General features: G+C 69.2%; 13 protein-coding genes. 5 read left to right on the top strand and 8 right to left on the bottom strand.

Going from position 1 to position 16,042, the window contains the following annotated elements:
* Positions 1–77: 77 nt before the first annotated feature.
* The 5 genes from OG623_RS02170 to OG623_RS02190 all read right to left on the bottom strand — a co-directional run bounded on the left by OG623_RS02170 (position 78) and on the right by OG623_RS02190 (position 5,380).
* Complete coding sequence (locus tag OG623_RS02170) at positions 78–872, bottom strand: ABC transporter ATP-binding protein (RefSeq protein ID WP_406143753.1); 795 nt, start codon at positions 870–872, stop codon at positions 78–80.
* Positions 873–1,077: 205 nt separating this feature from the next.
* Complete coding sequence (locus OG623_RS02175) at positions 1,078–2,415, bottom strand: MFS transporter (protein ID WP_406143755.1); 1,338 nt, start codon at positions 2,413–2,415, stop codon at positions 1,078–1,080.
* Positions 2,408–3,499 (bottom strand): ABC transporter substrate-binding protein, encoded by a 1,092-nt coding sequence (locus OG623_RS02180; protein WP_406143757.1) that lies wholly within the window; start codon positions 3,497–3,499, stop codon positions 2,408–2,410. The genes OG623_RS02175 and OG623_RS02180 overlap by 8 nt, the downstream gene beginning before the upstream one ends.
* 55 nt (positions 3,500–3,554) lie before the next feature.
* Positions 3,555–4,427, bottom strand: coding sequence for an amidohydrolase family protein (locus tag OG623_RS02185; RefSeq protein WP_406143759.1), 873 nt, complete (start codon positions 4,425–4,427; stop codon positions 3,555–3,557).
* 53 nt (positions 4,428–4,480) lie between these two features.
* On the bottom strand, positions 4,481–5,380 hold the full coding sequence (locus tag OG623_RS02190) for a hypothetical protein (RefSeq protein WP_406143761.1): 900 nt from the start codon (positions 5,378–5,380) through the stop codon (positions 4,481–4,483).
* A 700-nt stretch (positions 5,381–6,080) separates the two neighbouring features.
* Between OG623_RS02190 and OG623_RS02195 the strand changes: the two genes are divergently transcribed.
* From OG623_RS02195 to OG623_RS02205, 3 genes are all read left to right on the top strand, one after another.
* Positions 6,081–7,169, top strand: a complete 1,089-nt coding sequence (locus OG623_RS02195) for an ABC transporter substrate-binding protein (protein ID WP_406143763.1) — start codon at positions 6,081–6,083, stop codon at positions 7,167–7,169.
* 138 nt (positions 7,170–7,307) lie between these two features.
* On the top strand, positions 7,308–8,987 hold the full coding sequence (locus tag OG623_RS02200) for an ABC transporter permease (protein ID WP_406143765.1): 1,680 nt from the start codon (positions 7,308–7,310) through the stop codon (positions 8,985–8,987).
* A 17-nt stretch (positions 8,988–9,004) separates the two neighbouring features.
* The gene (locus OG623_RS02205) at positions 9,005–10,141 is read left to right on the top strand and encodes an ABC transporter ATP-binding protein (RefSeq protein ID WP_406143767.1); all 1,137 of its coding nucleotides are present in this window, start codon (positions 9,005–9,007) and stop codon (positions 10,139–10,141) included.
* Positions 10,142–10,195: 54 nt separating this feature from the next.
* Here OG623_RS02205 and OG623_RS02210 read toward each other — a convergent pair whose 3' ends face one another.
* Together OG623_RS02210 and OG623_RS02215 are read right to left on the bottom strand one after the other, a co-directional pair.
* A complete protein-coding gene (locus tag OG623_RS02210) occupies positions 10,196–10,852 on the bottom strand; it encodes a response regulator (protein ID WP_406143769.1) in 657 nt (218 codons plus the stop codon).
* Entirely contained in the window at positions 10,849–12,072 is a 1,224-nt protein-coding gene (locus OG623_RS02215; protein ID WP_406143771.1) for a sensor histidine kinase, read from the bottom strand. Before OG623_RS02215 ends, OG623_RS02210 begins: the two co-directional genes overlap by 4 nt.
* Positions 12,073–12,270: 198 nt before the next feature.
* Here OG623_RS02215 and OG623_RS02220 point away from each other — a divergent pair, with 198 nt between their 5' ends.
* Both OG623_RS02220 and OG623_RS02225 read left to right on the top strand, forming a co-directional pair.
* On the top strand, positions 12,271–13,257 hold the full coding sequence (locus OG623_RS02220) for an ABC transporter ATP-binding protein (protein ID WP_406151641.1): 987 nt from the start codon (positions 12,271–12,273) through the stop codon (positions 13,255–13,257).
* Positions 13,254–14,276, top strand: coding sequence for an ABC transporter permease subunit (locus OG623_RS02225; RefSeq protein ID WP_406143773.1), 1,023 nt, complete (start codon positions 13,254–13,256; stop codon positions 14,274–14,276). Before OG623_RS02220 ends, OG623_RS02225 begins: the two co-directional genes overlap by 4 nt.
* Before the next feature lie 131 nt (positions 14,277–14,407).
* On the opposite strand, the gene OG623_RS02230 is transcribed toward OG623_RS02225, so the two are convergent.
* Positions 14,408–16,030 carry a VWA domain-containing protein gene (locus tag OG623_RS02230; protein ID WP_406143775.1) on the bottom strand — a complete coding sequence of 541 codons (1,623 nt, stop codon included), beginning with the start codon at positions 16,028–16,030 and terminating at the stop codon, positions 14,408–14,410.
* Positions 16,031–16,042: the final 12 nt, after the last annotated feature.

The following is a 16,042-nucleotide window of genomic DNA, read 5'->3' on the forward strand; positions in this document are numbered from 1 at the left end:
CGCCGGTCATGGGCGGGGAAGGGCATGACGGCACAGCCGGCAGGGCGGTTTGGGGTGCGACGGTGGGCACGACCGTGTTACGCGGCGGCCTTCCGCTCGGCGGCGAAGAGGCCCCAGAGGTCGTTGTAGAGCTCCGAGAACTCGGGTGACTCGACGAGCGAGCCGATCTGGCGCGGGCGTTCGAAGGGCACCTGGATGACACGGCGGATCGTGCCGGGCCCCTTCGACATCACGACGACCTCGTCGGCCAGGTAGATGGCCTCGTTGAGGTCATGCGTGACGAAGACGAGGGTTCCGTTCTGCTCCCGCCAGATGTTGAGCAGCTCCTGCTGGAGCTCCAGCCTGGTGATGGCGTCGAGCGGGCCGAACGGCTCGTCCATCAGCACGATGGACGGGTCGTAGATCAGCGCTCGCGCTATCGCGCAGCGCTTCTGCATCCCGCCCGACAACTCCCGGGGAAAGTGGTGCTCGAAGCCGGTCAGACCGACGAGTTCGACCCATCGGGCGATGCGCTCGTCGCGCTCCTCCTTGGGGACCTTGCGGAACTTCAGCGCCAGGCCGATGTTGGACCGGACACTCAGCCACGGCAGCAGGTGGGACTGCTGAGTCACGTATGCCGCATCGGAGTTGACGGCGGTGACCTGTTCGCCGGCGTAGTGGACCTCCCCCTCCGTGGGGGTGAGGAGTCCAGCGGCCAGGTTGAGGATGGTGCTCTTCCCGCATCCGCTGGGTCCGATCACGGCCACGACCCGGCCGCGGTCGACCTTGAACGACACATCCTCGATCGCGGGCCGGTGCGTGCCGGGGAACTGCAGAGTGACGTGGTCGAGGCGGAGTGCCTCGGGGTGGGAGTTGCTCTGTGTGGTCGACATATCTGCCTCCTCGGCCTCCTCCTCGCAAGAGATGAAGCGGGGCCGTGCGCTCGCGCCTTGGGCGGCGTTCATGGGTGGCTGTGCTGTGGCGGTGCTGCGTCCGAGCAATCTCGGTAATACTGAGCCCCACTGAGATTGTCCGACAACCAGTAATGCGAACGTAACACCAGCACTCCGGGTACACAAGAAGCTTGCAGGCACCTGCCTACTTCTCACAGGAATCACCTGAACCCAGCCTGGTTGACTGTCGGACAAACAAGGTCAGGGCCAGTACGACGACTCCAACGGCCGCCGCAGCGAGTCCGCCCACGAGCAGCGCGCTGCGCGCTCCCCATGACGCACCGGCGGCGCCGACGGCAGGGCCTCCGACGACCGTGCCCCCCTGCCAGCCCATCGCCCAGACCGACAGCACACGCCCCCGCATCTGCGGCACCGCGGTGAGCTGCATCAAGGTCTTGGCCGATGAGTTGAACGTGATCGAGGCGGAGCCCACGAACACGAGAGCGACCATGGCCAGCGGCAGACTCGGCGCCCGGGCCGCGGCGATGATCAGGGCGCCCCAGATCATCGCCGACACCGAGAGGGACCGGGTGCTGAGCCGGCGGCGGCGTACCGCGACAAGGCCGCCGAGCACTCCGCCCACGCTCATCACGGCCATCGCCGTGCCGTAACCCACCGGGCCCGCCCCGAACGCCGATGTGGTCAGCAGCGGCAGGCTCACCGGGAACTCCCAGGTGAGGATCCCCGTCACATACACCATGATCATCGGATACAGCAGTTCGGGCGTGCGGCGGATGTAGGCGAGACCGGCGCGGATCTGCCCCTTGGCGCGCACCTCACGCTCGGCCGGATACATCTCCTCCGTCCGCAGCCTGAGCAGACTGACGATGACGGCCAGGAAGGAGACGGTGTCCAGGGCGAAGCACGGGGCCACTCCCAGGGTGGCGATCACCGAGCCGGCGACGCCGGGACCTGCCAGTTTGGCCGTGTTGACGAAGGTGGAGTTGATCGCGATGGCGTTGGCCAGGTGCGCCCTGCCGACCAGCTCGCTGATCAGTTTCTGCCGTGCGGGGTTGTCGAAGACGCTGGTGACGCCGAGCACGAGCATCAGCCCGATGAGCAGCGGCAGCGTCACACTGTGGGTCCAGGACAGCACGGTGAGAAGTGCGGCCTGGACCGCGAAGCAGATCTGGGTGAGGAGCAGCAGCCTGCGGGTGTCATGGCGGTCGACCATGAGGCCGCCCCAGGCGCCGAGCAGCAGGATCGGCAGGTACCTGGCCGCGGTCACGATGCCGAGCATGGTGCCGCTGTGGGTGAGTTCGAGCGTCAGCCAGCCGACGGCGATGTTCTGCATCCAGTTGCCGGCCACGGACAAGGTCTGCCCGATCGAGAACCGGCGGTAGTTCCTGTTCCTGAGCGAGGCGAAGCTGCCCCGGTGCCCGGCGCCGCCGACCGCGGCCGCGGGCCCTGCCAGGGGCGGCGGGTCACGGCCGGCGTCGGGCGCGGGCGCGCCGGCGGGCAGGCCCGGTTCATGGTCAGCCAACGTTCGTGCCCAGCGCCTTCTCACCCTTCGGGAAGAAGGCGGTGAGCTGGTTGTACTCATCGAGCGTCGCGGTCGGGTACCACTTCAGACCCGCCTTGCAGATCGCTTCCAGGACGGGGACACCACTCGGGTCCGAGCAGTCGGTGCTCACGGGGATCCGGGAGTTGTACGTCTTGGCCAGTGCGCTCTGGGCCGTGTCGGACGACAGGAACGAGGTGAGCAGCACCGCGGCGGCGGGGTGGGGAGCGCCCTTGGGGACGTAGAGGTAGGACTCGTTGGCGTTCGTCGGGGAGAGCGGGGCCACCTCGACGGGTACGCCCTTGCCCTTCGCCTCCAGGACCAGGTTGATCAGGCTGGTGCCGATGCTCACCTGCCCCGACTCGATCGGTGCCTCCGACTGCGTCGTGTTGGGTGTGAAGTGCGGCTTCTGGGCGGCGAACTTCTTGGCCCAGGCCAGCGCCTTGGCCTCGCCCATGGAAGGACCGGCGTCCCACACGGTCAGGAACGACGCCCGCGACTCCGCCGAGATCTTGCCGCCCGACCACTTGGGGTCCAGCAGGTCGTCCCAGGTCTTCGGCACATCGGCCGCTTTCACCTTGTCGGTGTTGTAGGCCCACACCTTCGGGACCGCCCAGATGTAGACCATGCTCCGCTCGAAGATGTTCTCGGCGTCGATGCCGTACTTCGACCAGTCGATGTCGTCCGCCATGGCGGAGGAGGGGACCACGGTGAGTCCGCCGGCGTTGGCCACATCGACCGACACCTTGCGGGCCGCCTGTTCCATCTTGAGCTGGCTCACCTGGTCGGGAGCCTTGGTGTTGGTGTACTTGACCTTGATGCCGGGGTACTTCTTCTCGAAGAGGTCGATCGCCGGCTGCATCTGCTCCTGCGGCTTGGGTACCGACCAGTCGACCTCGCCCTCCTTCTTGGCCTGCTCGACCAGGGCGCTCATCGACGCCGGGAGGTCGGCGCTCTCGGCCTTCTTCCCGCAGCCGGTCATCCCGACCGCGGTGACCAGCACCGTGGCCGCGGCCAGGGCGAGCCGCCTGCGGCCCGGGGTCCTGCTCCTTCGTTCCTGTCGCATCGCCGTTCCGTCCTCATGTGGTGTCGTGTCCGCCGTTGTCCGCCGTCGCGGGTGCTCAGTGGCTGTCTGTTGTCACCGGTACGTGGTAGACACGGGCGGCGTTGCCGCCGAGGACGTTCGCCCGCTCGTCCGGCGCCAGCCAGGACAGCCGGCTCTCGATCGAGTCGCGCAGGTCCTGGAGGGTGCCGTCGGAGGCCGGGAAGTTCGATCCCCACATCAGGCGCCCGGTCCCGAAGGTGTCCGCCAGGCGTCGCAGTACCTCGGTGACGTCGGCGCCCGGTTCGGCCTCCAGCCGGCGCAGTGCCGGAGGGGTGATCTTGAGGTGGACCCCGGCGAAGCGGGCCAGCTGCCCGAGTTCACCGAGGCGCGGGTACGAAGGCCCGCCTCCGGCGTCGGGGCGCCCCGCGTGGTCGAGCAGCACGGTCAGGGCCGGGTGTGCGTCAAGTACCTGGACGAGCTTGCCGGTGTCCTTCGAGTGCATCTGGATGCACACGGGTACACCGCGGCTCTCCACGTAGTCCCACACCGCGCCCATCCGTCCGTCCGAAAGACCGGCGCCCGGAGTGGGAACCTTCGTGGTGCCGTCCGACACACGGATGCGGACACCGCTGAAGCCCCGCTCCTCGATCCAGTACCTGAGGTCGGGCACCGCCGTGTCGGAGAGGAAGTCGACGGCGCAGACGCCGACCAGCCGGTCCGGGTACTCGGCCAGCGCGTCGGCCGCGTACCGGTTGTCGAATCCGTACATGGTCGACGCGTGGACGAGTGCCGCGCGTTCGATACCCGCGGCGTCCAGGTGCCGGATCAGGCCGGAGACGTCGACCGGCCTGGTGCGGGACCACTCGGACTGGCGTCCGCCGAGCGGCCGGACCGGGTAGGCGTCCGTGTCGCTGGATATGGCGTGGGTGTGGGTGTCGAAATAGCGCATCGATTCTCCTTCGAACGGTGTCGCTGAGGCTTCGTACGGGGGCTTCCTGCGGGTCAGGGCCGGCCCACGTACCGGTGGAAGTCGGCGAAGAGATCCTCCGCGTCCAGGTCACCCGTGATGAGTTCCTGCTCGCGGGCGTAGCGGATGGCGGTCCGCAGGGTGGCCAGCAGGGGCTCGCTGACTCCGTGCCTGACCACGAGCTCGCGGGTCGTGCCGGTGGGTTCGGAGGGGCGAGCGGCGTCGATCCCGGCGCCGAGCGCCTCGTACACGGCGCGGACGAGGTCCGGCCGGGACTCGACGAGGTCCTTGCGCACGACGGCGAGATGGTTGACCGGAACCCAGCCGTGGTGCGCGAGGAAGTCCTCCTGCCGGGCCTTCCAGTCCTCGACGAGGGGGACCAGGCCGTCCACATGGTCGGCCGAGCGTGCGCCCATGACGACCGCGGCGAGATCGTCGTCGCGCAGGGCGTCCACCAGTCCGCGCGATGTGCGCTCGACGTTCGAGGGCTCGGGCGCGGCGAGGACGTGCGGCCCTTCCCTGGTCACCCAGGTCACGTCCTGGGCCCGCACCCCGTAGGTGTCGCTGAGCACGCCGCGGACCCAGAGGCCCGTCGTCTGGCTGTAGGAGCGCACGCCGACCCGTCGTCCGCGCAGGTACTCGGGGCGGAGCCGGTTCTCACCGCCCCACACGGAGATCGACCGGTGGTGGAAGTTGCCGTGGAGGACCACGGGCAGCGCGACGACGGGGACACCTGCCTCGACGGCCTGCAGCAGGGTGGCGACGGCGAGTTCGGACACGTCGTACCGCAGCTCACGGACCATGGGGGCGAACGCCCGGTGGATCGGTTCGATCTCGGGGAAGTCCAGCTCGCAGCCGGCGGCCGCGAGAGCGCCGTCGAGGAGCGGCTCGGTGTGGGGGTAACGACGCAGTGCCACCGTGAGATGCGTACTCATGTCAGCTCCTCGTCATGACTTTGTTGCACAATGCGAGGGAAGCTAACAGCCGTTTCCGCACAGACACAAGGATCGTGCACAAGAATCGTCAAACAATCTGACCTCTTGAAGCCGGTGCGGTTCAGCTCTCGGCGGGCCGGACGTTCCGGGGCGACGCACCTCTCGCGGAGGCGACGTGGCGTCGCACGGCCATCCGTCGGCGGATCGTGGCGAGCTTCCCGGTCTCCGAAGGTCGCCGCAGCCTCATTGTCCAACAACGGTTGATGCCAACACGGAAAGACAGGGCACCGGCCGTCGGCCTCCTACGCGGCGTTGCGCATGGCCGTACAGCCCCCCGTACAGGGGCAGGACAGGCTGAAATAGCGAGCGCACGGGAATTTCGTACGACAGGGTTCACGGCGGAGAGACCCGGTGCTACGGTCCATTTTGTTCAACAAAGCGCTTGAGCCGCGCATGGCTGTCATGCGGCAGTCGACCCACCGTCGTCCCCTCGCCGCAGCACAGCGCCCACCCACATCGACCGTAGTACGTGGGCGGCCACACCCACAGCCGTCGACGTGCGGATCACGTGTGCCCACGCGCCTCGTACTGATCGAGCCCTCCCGCAGCGTGGTGCGGACCTACCAAGTGTCGCTCGACGCGCGACGACGACCAGGTGCCCGGCAGCATGCCGGGCGCGAACCCCGAGGAGGGGATGGCGATGAGCCACACCGTGAAGAGCAAGGTGCTACGGCGGCGCGCCGCCATGGCGGCAGCGCTCGCGCTGCTGGCGACGGCCGCCGCCACAGGCTGCGGAGCGGGGGACGAGCAGCCCGGACTCCCCTCGTCCAAGGCCGACCTGGTGAAGCAGGCGAAGGAGGACGGCGAGGTCAACTGGGCGTCCTGGAACCCGGAAGCGCAGATGCAGCCGGCCATCGACCTGTTCGAGAAGACCTACCCGGGTATCAAGGTCAAGTACACCAACGTCAAGGCGCCCGACCAGGTCAGCCAGCTGAGGATCGAGCAGGCCGCCAAGAAGGTGTCGATCGACGTGGCGAACGCCGGCGGGCTCACCATGAGCCCCGCGGTGAAGCTGGCCGGTGATGTCGACTGGGCGAAGTACGGCATCGAGGCGGATGACATCTTCGCCGACAACTTCGTCTACGTCTGGGCCACACCCAAGGTCTGGGCCTACAACACCGACAAGGTGAAACCGGCCGATGTGCCGAAGACCTGGGACGATCTGCTCGACCCCAAGTGGTCCGGCGGCAAGATCTCGGCCGAGTCACGCGCCTCCTTCATGTCCGTATGGGACCTGGACGACGCGATGGGCGAGACCAAGGCGCTGGCGTGGGCCAAGAAGTTCGCCACCCAGGACCCGCACTACGCGCCGAACGTCACCCAGGCCGAAGCACCCGTCGAGTCCGGCGAGGTCAGCATCGGCACCAGCCTGGCCAGCCTGGCCCTCGCCGCGAAGGACAAGGGCGCGCCCGTCGCCATCGCACCGGTCTCACCGACCAGCGCGAGCGAGTCCTATCTGTACGTACCGAAGGGTGCCCCGCACCCCGCCGCCGCAGCACTTCTCACCTCGTTCCTGTCGTCCGACAAGGCCCAGAAGCTGCTCGGGGAGACCTACAACTCCCGGATACCCGTCGACACCGACTGTTCCGATCCGAGCGACACCGCCGTCCTTCAGGCCCTGTGCGACGCGAACCTGAAGTGGCACGGCACCAAGTCGCTCGAGAAGTACGAGACGCTCTCCGGCTTCTATCCCAAGGTGGAGAAGGAATTCGGGACCGATGTCGGCTAGTGGCAAGGACACCGTGTCCAGAATTGGAGGTCCATCATGGCCCTGAAGACTGAAGAGACACCACCGGCACCGACCCCCACGGAACCTCCGAGGACTCTGGACACCCGTTCCGCCTCGAAAAGGGCGAGGACTTCGTCGGTGGCGGGCTCGCTGCTGAACCTGGCCATGGTCGTCCTGGTGGGATACCTGGTCCTCGTCCCCCTCGCGATCCTCGTCTACAGCAGCCTCAAGCCGTCCACCACCGAGCTCCCCTTCGACGTTCCCGGCTTCTCGCTCGACAACTTCTCCGCGGTCTTCGAGTCCAGCCGGCTGGGGTCGGTGACGCTCAACACCCTGATCTATGTGGTCGGCTCGCTCGTCGTCGCCCTGGTGCTCAGCCTTTCCCTCGCCTATCTCTTCGAGAGGACCGACATTCCGGGGCGCCGGGTGCTGAGCCCACTGGCCCTGGCACCGATGGCGGTTCCGGTCACGGTGATGGCGATCGCGTGGGCTCTGGTCGCCAATCCCGCGAACGGCCCGTTGGCGATCCTCATCCACAAGGTCTTCGGCGTACAGATCGACATCTATTCCATACCCGGGATGGTTCTGGTGATGGGGATCTTCGGGGTCCCCAGCATGTACCTGATGATCGCCCCGGCCTTCGCGCGCCTCAATCCCGAGCTGGAGGAGGCGGCGGCGACGGTGGGTGCCTCGCTGTGGCGCCGTCTGCGGCTCATCGTGCTCCCCCTCGTCGCACCCGCCGTGTCCGCGTCCGGGATTCTCCTGGTCGTCGTGGCGCTGGAGGGGTTCGCCATTCCCGCGGTCCTCGGACTGCCGGACAAGATCTTCGTCTTCAGCAGTCTCATCCAGTACTCGTTGCAGCCGCCCGGTGGAGTCCCCAACTACGGCCAGGCCAGCACCTACGGTGTCCTGATCCTCGCGGTGTCGCTCGTCATGCTCGCCGTCTACCGACGCCGTGTCCGCGACACACACCGCTTCCGGGTCGTGGTCGGCAAGGGCTACCGTCAGACCAGGGTGAGCCTGGGACGCTGGCGGATCCCGGTCTTCGTCATCGTCTGCGTCTACATGTTCATCGGCATCGTCCTGCCCATCCTCGCCCTGCTGTGGACCAGCTTCTCGCCGTACACCCGGCCCATCACCTGGTCAGGGCTGCACTCGATGACGTTCGCGAACTACAGCCATCTGCTGGACATCCCGGACATCGGCAAGATCCTCGTCAACACGGCGGAGGTCGTCCTGGTCACCGCCACGGTGACCACCGCGATGTCGGTGTGGATCGCGGTGGCGGCGTCACGACGCTCGTTCCCGGGCAGCACGCTCCTGTTCGAGACGCAGTTCGCGGTCTTCGGGATTCCCAGCGTGGTGCTCGGCGCCTCCGTCCTGTTCCTCTACCTGTACGTCCCCATCCCGATCTACGGCACCGTGTGGATCATCGTCGTGGCGCTGGTGACCCGCTTCCTCCCGCGTGGGTCACGCATGGTGCAGACGGCGCTGGTGCAACTGGACGACGGACTCATCGAGGCCGCACGCGTCACCGGGGCGGGGCCGGCCACCGTCACCAGGACGGTGCTGCTGCCCCTGCTGCGACCGACGCTGTGGAAGACATGGCTCTGGGTCTTCGCCCACGCGCTGGGAGAGCTCCCCATCGCCCTGCTGTTGACCAGCTCGGACAACCGCACCCTGGTGGTGGTCCTGTGGGACACGTTCACCTCCAGTGTCGACAACCCGACGGCGAGCGCCCTGGCCGTGGTCCTCGTGGTGATCTCGACCGCCGCGGTGTGGCTGGTCAACCGGCGCAGCACAGTGGAAGAAGCATGAGAGAGAGGGTTGAAACGATGACCACGGATACCGTGAACTCGATCGTCATCACGGAGTTGCGCAAGTCCTACGAGCGGGTGACCGGCAGCGAGACGACGTACGCGGTCGACGGTGTCTCCTTCGACGTGCCGAAGGGGCAGTTCGTCACCCTGCTCGGCCCCAGTGGCTGCGGCAAGACGACGACCCTTCGCTGTGTCGCGGGTCTTGAGCGTGCCACCGGCGGCCGGATCGAGATGGGCGGGCAGGTGGTGTTCGATGTGCCGCAGAAGCGCTTCGTCCGTCCCGAGGACCGTCCGATCGCGATGGTTCCCCAGTCCTACGGCATCTGGCCCCATATGACCGTTCTCGACAACGCGGCCTTCCCGATGCGGCACGGCAGGAACCGCCGCAAGGGCCAGGACATCCGCAAGCGCGCCATGGAGATGCTCGAACAGGTGGGTCTCGCCCCCATGGCGGACCGTTGGGCCACCCAGCTGAGCGGCGGACAGCAGCAGCGTCTGGCCTTCGCGCGTGCCCTGCTCGGTGACCCCGAGGTCCTCCTCCTCGACGAGCCACTGTCGAACCTCGACGCGAAGCTGCGGGCCAAGCTCCGCCAGGAACTCAGGTCCTTCCAGGAACAGTTCGGGGTCACCGCGCTCTATGTCACCCACGACCAGGCCGAGGCGCTGGCGCTCTCGGACACGGTGGTCGTGATGAACCAGGGACATGTCGAGCAGATCGACCGGCCGGAACAGCTCTACGACCACCCCGGCTCGTCCTTCGTCGCGGACTTCATCGGGAGCGCCAACCTGCTTCCCGTGCAGGATGTCTCCTCGCGCGGCGACGGCGGCGTGGTCGCGAAGACCGATGTCGGCCCTGTCCTGTGCCTGCGCTCGTCGGCCGGCCGGGACCAGCACCGGGCAGGCACCACGGGCGGCTTCGTCTGCGTACGCCCTGAGGACGTCCAGGTGCGGGCCGTGTCACCGGCGCCGGCGGACGACGAGTTCACGGCCACCGTGGAGTCCTCGGAGTTCCTCGGCGACCGGCTCGAACTCGTCATCCGCGCCGCGGACATACCCATCACGGTCTCGGCGCGGGCGGGCCTCGGCTGCCGTCCGGGCGAGGACGTCGTGGTGAGGTTCGATCCGGCCACCGCCAGCTATCTGGCGAGTTGAGCGTACGGACGCGCGCCCCGGGCCCTGCCACGGTCCGGGGCTGCGCGGACGGTCTCAGCCCCGCCCGTCGACGAGGCCCGATTCCCAGGCCCAGGCGGCGATCTCCACACGGTTGCGGGCCGACAGCTTGGTCTGCACATTGCCGAGATGGGTCTTCACCGTGCCCACCGAGATCGACAGCTCGGCGGCGATCTCGGCGTTGGTCAGCCCTCTGGCCACCAGACGTACGAGGTCGTTCTCCCTCGCGGAGAGCGCGGTGTGCGGCTTTCGGGAGGCGGGCACCGGGCTGTTGAGCTGCTTCAGCAGCCGGACGGTGATGGCCGGGCTCACCAGCGCCTCGCCCGAGGCGGCCGCTCGGATGGCCTCGACCAGCAGGGCGGGGCCCGAGTCCTTGATCAGGAAGCCGGAGGCGCCCTCGCTCAGGGCGCGCTGGACGTACTCGTCGTCGTCGAACGTCGTGACGACGACGACCTTCGGCGGATTCAGGATGCCTGGGCGGGTCAGCCTGCGCAGCGCCTCAAGACCGTCCATCCGGGGCATCCGGATGTCCATCAGCACCACGTCGGGCCGGTGGCGCTCGGAGAGCTCCACCGCGTGCACCCCGTCCGTGGCCTCCGCCACGACCTCGATGTCGTCCTCCGCCGCGAGGATCATCGCGAAGCCGGCCCGGACCATGGCCTGGTCGTCGGCGATCAGTACCCGGATGCTCATGCGACGGTCACCGCCCCCGCGGACGCCGGGAGCGACGCCTCGACTCCCCAGCCGCCCGCCGTCACCGGGCCGGCCCGGACGCTCCCTCCGATCAGGCCGACCCGCTCGGACAGACCCTTGAGACCGAAGCCGCCGTGGGAGACAGGGCGCGACCGTCCGTCGTCACTGACCCGCACGGAGACCCGGTCTCCCGAGCGCTCCACGCGCACCCGCACCTCGGTACATCCCTGGGCGTGTTTGCGTACGTTGGTGAGCGCCTCCATCACCACCCGGTGCGCGGTGGTGGTCACCTCGACCGGCAGGCCGTCGAAGCTCCCCTCCAGATCGAGGTGCGCCCGTGCGCCGCCGACGGCCGAGAACTCCTCGACGAGCGAACGCACCTCGCTGATGCCGGCCAGCGGCGTCAGCGCCACCTCTCCGTCGGCGTCACGCAGCATCCCCACCATGTGGCGCATCGATGACAGCGCCTCCGAACCCGCCTGTTCGATCCGCTGGAGCGCGGGCGGCACCAGCTCCGGCCGGCGCCCCGCGATCACCTGGGCCCCCTGCGCCTGTACGACGATGCCGGTCACATGGTGGGCGACGAAGTCGTGCAGGTCCCTGGCGAACTCAGTCCGCTGTTCGAGCCTGAGAGCCGCCGCCTGCCGCCTCCGGTCCACCAGGAGCAGACGCGTCCCGAGGCCGATCCCCAGGGCCATGACGGCCACCAGCGCGAAGAACAGCGCCATGATGGTGGTGGTGTCCCGCACGGAGACCGACACCGGACGCAGCACGATCGCCATGAGCAGTACGGGCACGGCCACCGTCGCCCATGTCGGCTTCCCGCGTCGGGCGACGACCAGCAGGATCCATATCAGGGCGGCCGGTTCGGCGAACCCCAGCGCCAGCGAACCCACCGACGCTCCCAGGTGCAGCACCACCGAGAGACACAGTGACATGACCGCGGCTGCGCAGCCGGCCGCCGGCAACGCCCGGCTGCCCAGCCGGGGCGAAGCGACGACGAGAGCCACGCACAGCAGCGCGCCCACCATCTTGGCCGGGCCCAGCACGGCGGGGCCGGAGTCCAGGAACTCGTAGGAACCGCCGATCCGGTCCAGCACCACGAGGGTGACCAGGGCCCCGACCAGCAGCAACCGCGAGGCGACGGGCAGCACGCGCGCACGCCTCGCCTGTCTCAGGGCTGCCGATGGAGTCGCCGCGGCGGTCACCGTCTCGGTCATCTCTTTCACTGTCCTCCCGCCGACCGGCCGAAAGTCGGAGTCGGCCGCACATGATCTGTCTTTCGCCCGATCCGCCGCGGGACGCGGCGGAGAAGAGTGGTGTCCACCGGGCGGCGCTCACCTTGCGTCACCCGACGAGCATGTCATGATCACCGCCGAACCCTCGCCCTCGGGCCGGGGACAGGAGTCACACAGATGATGAACCCGGAGACGCACCACGGCAGCGGGGCGAGGTCCGCACGACCCGTCGGCGGCGGCTCGGCGATCGAGGCCCAGGGGCTGGGCAAGAAGTACCGGCGTGGCTGGGCGCTGCAGGATGTCTCCTTCCGGCTGCCGACCGGGCGGGTGTGCGGCCTCGTCGGCCCCAACGGCGCGGGCAAGAGCACGCTGATGGGTCTGGCCACGCACATGATCCGGCCCACGACCGGCGCGCTGCGGGTGTTCGGCGCGGAACCGGGGTCGACGGAGGCGGTGCTGCGGACCGCGTTCCTGACCCAGGAGAAGCCCCTGTTCCGGCGGTTCACCGTGGCCGAGACCCTGCGGCTCGGCCACGAGTTCAATCCCCGCTGGGACCAGGAGGTGGCCGAAGGCATCGTCCGTGCGGGCCAGGTGCCGTTGGAGGCGAAGGTCGGAACACTCTCCGGCGGACAGCGCACCCGCGTCGCCTTCGCCCTGGCCTTCGGAAAGCGACCGGATCTGCTCATCCTCGATGAGCCGATGGCCGACCTCGACCCCTTGGTCCGCCGTGAGCTCATGACCACTCTGAAGGCCGAGGCCGCCGAACACGGCACGACGGTGCTGGTGTCCTCACACATGCTCGCCGAGCTCGAGTACATCTGCGACTACCTCCTGGTCATCGCGAACGGCGGTCTGCGTCTCGCGGGTGAGGTGGACGAACTGCGCGCCGCGCACGCCGTGCTGGACCTCGCGGGCCACGGCTCGTCCCTCGCCGGAACACCGCACAGGGTCATCGACCCGGGCGGGCACGAGGGCCGGCCGGGAGCGCTGGTGCGTCTCGACGAACCGATCGAGTACGGAGGACCGGCCGAGCCTCCCACCCTGGAGGAGCTGCTGCTCGCCTATCTGCGCTCACCGGACGCGCCCGGGCTCATCGCTCCCAGCGCCCGGGCCGGCGACATCCACGACATCATCGTCCACGACCGTACGAAGGCTGTGACCGCATGACCACGCTCACCCATGACCCGGCCCGTACGGCGCCCGCCGGACCCGCACGGAGCGGCCGGGGCCCCCGGCTCGGCGGTCCGGTCTGGCTCGTCTGGCGCCAGCACCGTGCCGCGTTCTGGACGCTCATCGCCGTCACCGTCGTCGGTGTGCTCGTCATCGCCTTCCTGCGCGGCCGGATGATGGACTTCCTGGGCGCCCAGGACGCCGCCTCGCAGCGGTCCGGCGGCCTGCCGCCCGAGTTCGAGGCGTACGCCGACCGGCTGTTCCGCGTGGGGAGTTACCTCGGCTACATCCCTGTCCTTGCCGGTGTGTTCCTGGGTGCCCCACTCATCGCGGGCGATCTGGAATCCGGCACGGCGAAGCTGGTGACGTCGCAGTCCGTCAGCCGGCTGCGGTGGCTCACCGTGAAGCTCGCCGTTCCCGCCGTGATGCTCACCCTGTCCACCGCCGCCCTCACCACCGCCTTCACCTGGTGGTGGAACCCGGTCAAGGGGCGTTCCGACGGCCTCATCTGGACCTCGTTCTTCAGCGTCACGGGCGTGGTGCCGGTGGCCTACGCCCTGCTCACGTTCGCCGTGGGTGTGGCGGCCGGCCTGATCCTGCGCCGAACGCTCGTGTCGATGGTGGTCACGCTCGGCGTCGTGGTGGCGCTCGGCTTCGTCTGGGACCAGGTCTGGCGGAGTCTGGGGCACATCATGTCGGTCAGCACCGACAAGGGCGTCGGGCCCGGTGCCGTGCGGCCGGAGCTGCCCGCCCAGGCCGAGCAGCAGGGAGAGGGCACCTACTTCCTCGCCAGCTCCGGTGACCGCCTGGACTGGACCACCTGCCTCGATCAGATGGACAACACCCGGGCGCACACCGCCTGCCTGAAGTCCGAGCACGTGGTCGGCTGGTCCATCGACTACCTGCCCGTCTCCCAGATGCACACGATGCAGTGGCTCGGAGCCGGCGCCATGTCCGCCCTCACCGCCGGCATCGTCGCCTTCGTCGTCCTCCGGGGCCGCAAGCGGCTCCTGTGACCCACGTCCGACGGGCCCTCCGGTGGTGCACCGGGGGCCCGTCGGACGCGTACGCCCAGGAGCCCGGTGCACCACCGACACCACACCTACGAGCAGCAGAAGGGCATCGCGCCGACGGCCGCCCCGGAAGGTCAGATGACCCGGAAGAGATCGCCCGCCGCGTGCACGTCGGTCAGGTCCTCGATGCCGCGGAGGTTGTCGCACAGGGCGTCGAGGACCGTGCCGGGCCTGGCTGCCTCCGGGGCGCCGACGGCCACGCCGAAGCAGCGGAAGCCGAGTGTGCGCCTGGCGTCGTTCCAGCCGCGCATCCATCCTTCGGTGACGTCGCACTCCCCGTCCGTGATCATCACGATGTCCCCGCGCCGGCGTCCGTCGGTGTTGAACTCCTCCTCCAGCAGGCCGACGGCAGCCGAGAGCGGAGCCCGGTAGTTGGTGCCGCCTCCGTAGAAGTGCTCGGCGAAGTCGATGACGTCCGCGATGCCGACGGATCCGGAGGCCGGGAACCGGCACACCTTCACGGACTCGGCCGACGAGAACAGGATGCCGACGAAATCGCGCTTCGCCCGGCGGGCCTGGTCGAGCAGCGCGAGAGCGCATGCCTTGGACCACGCCTCTCCGGTGATCCCGCCGGGTCCTGGCCGGCTCATGGAGTTCGAGCAGTCGACGCACGCGATGACGGCGCCCTTCCCGGTGGTCTCCTCCCCTCGGCTGTCGTACAGCATCAGCCTCGACTCGGCGTACCTCGCGGCGAACACGCTCCTCATGGCCGGGACCCCGAGGTTGGCCAGCTCGGAGGGGATGACCCGGGAGAGGTCGTCGCCCAGGGTGATACCGACCAGCTCGCCCCTGGCGTGCTCGACCTTGCGGGCGCGTTCCCCGGCGGCCATCTGCCGGAACCTGCCGATCAGGTCGGCGAACCGCCCCAGCCGGCCCGAGCGCAGCCGCTCGGCCAGCTCGGCCCGTCGGCCGTACGGCATCCGCTCCAGCTCGCCCGGGCCCAGTCCCCAGGCGCGCATCAACTCGCTCTCCTCGCGGGACTGCTGGGCCGCCCCGGCCGTGGCGCTCCGCGCGGCCGCACGGATGCCGGGGGCCGCCGCGGCGAGTGCCTGCCGCGCTTCCTCGTCGGCCTGCCGAGCGGCGGCGTCAGCGGTCTCGGCCGCCTCGATCGCCCGTGCCAGGGTCTCGGCCGCGTCCTCGGGCACCGAGCCGTCCTCCGCCGCCTCAGCGGCAGCCTGCTGGAGCGCCCCGGCGACGTCGTCCGCAGCCCGCTCGGCGTCCTGCCCGGCCTCCTTCGCCCGACGGGCCCGCTCCGCCGCCCGGCCCGCCTGCTCCAGCATCGCGCGCAGGGCGTCGGCCCCGGCGAGCACGCTCATGGCCGCGGCGTACGGGTCGCCGGACGTCTCGCGACGCAGCTCGGCGAACTCGGGACTGCCCGTCACCGCGGTGACGACCTCGTGGTTGACCAGCCGCGAGGCGTCCATGTCGGCCCGCTCCCGCATCCGGGGGCTCACCTTGTAGGCGGCCAGGAACACGTCCGCGAGCAGGTCCTCGGTGTGGTCGTGGCGTTCGTTCAGTTCATGGGCGAGCCGGCGCAGCCCGGCGGCCTGGGCGTAGGTGTCGCGCCAGGCCATCGTGTCGAACCGATCGGCGGCCACCACCGTGGTCGCCTTCGGCCGCTCGGGGCCGGCGGAAGGGCCGAGCCACTTGCTCGCGTGGCCGGTCAGCTCCGCCAGCACCGTCGGGGCCTTGCCCATGTTGCGTCTCCC

The organism is Streptomyces sp. NBC_01012, assembly GCF_045162755.1.
In the GTDB taxonomy this organism is placed as follows: Bacteria; Actinomycetota; Actinomycetes; order Streptomycetales; family Streptomycetaceae; genus Streptomyces.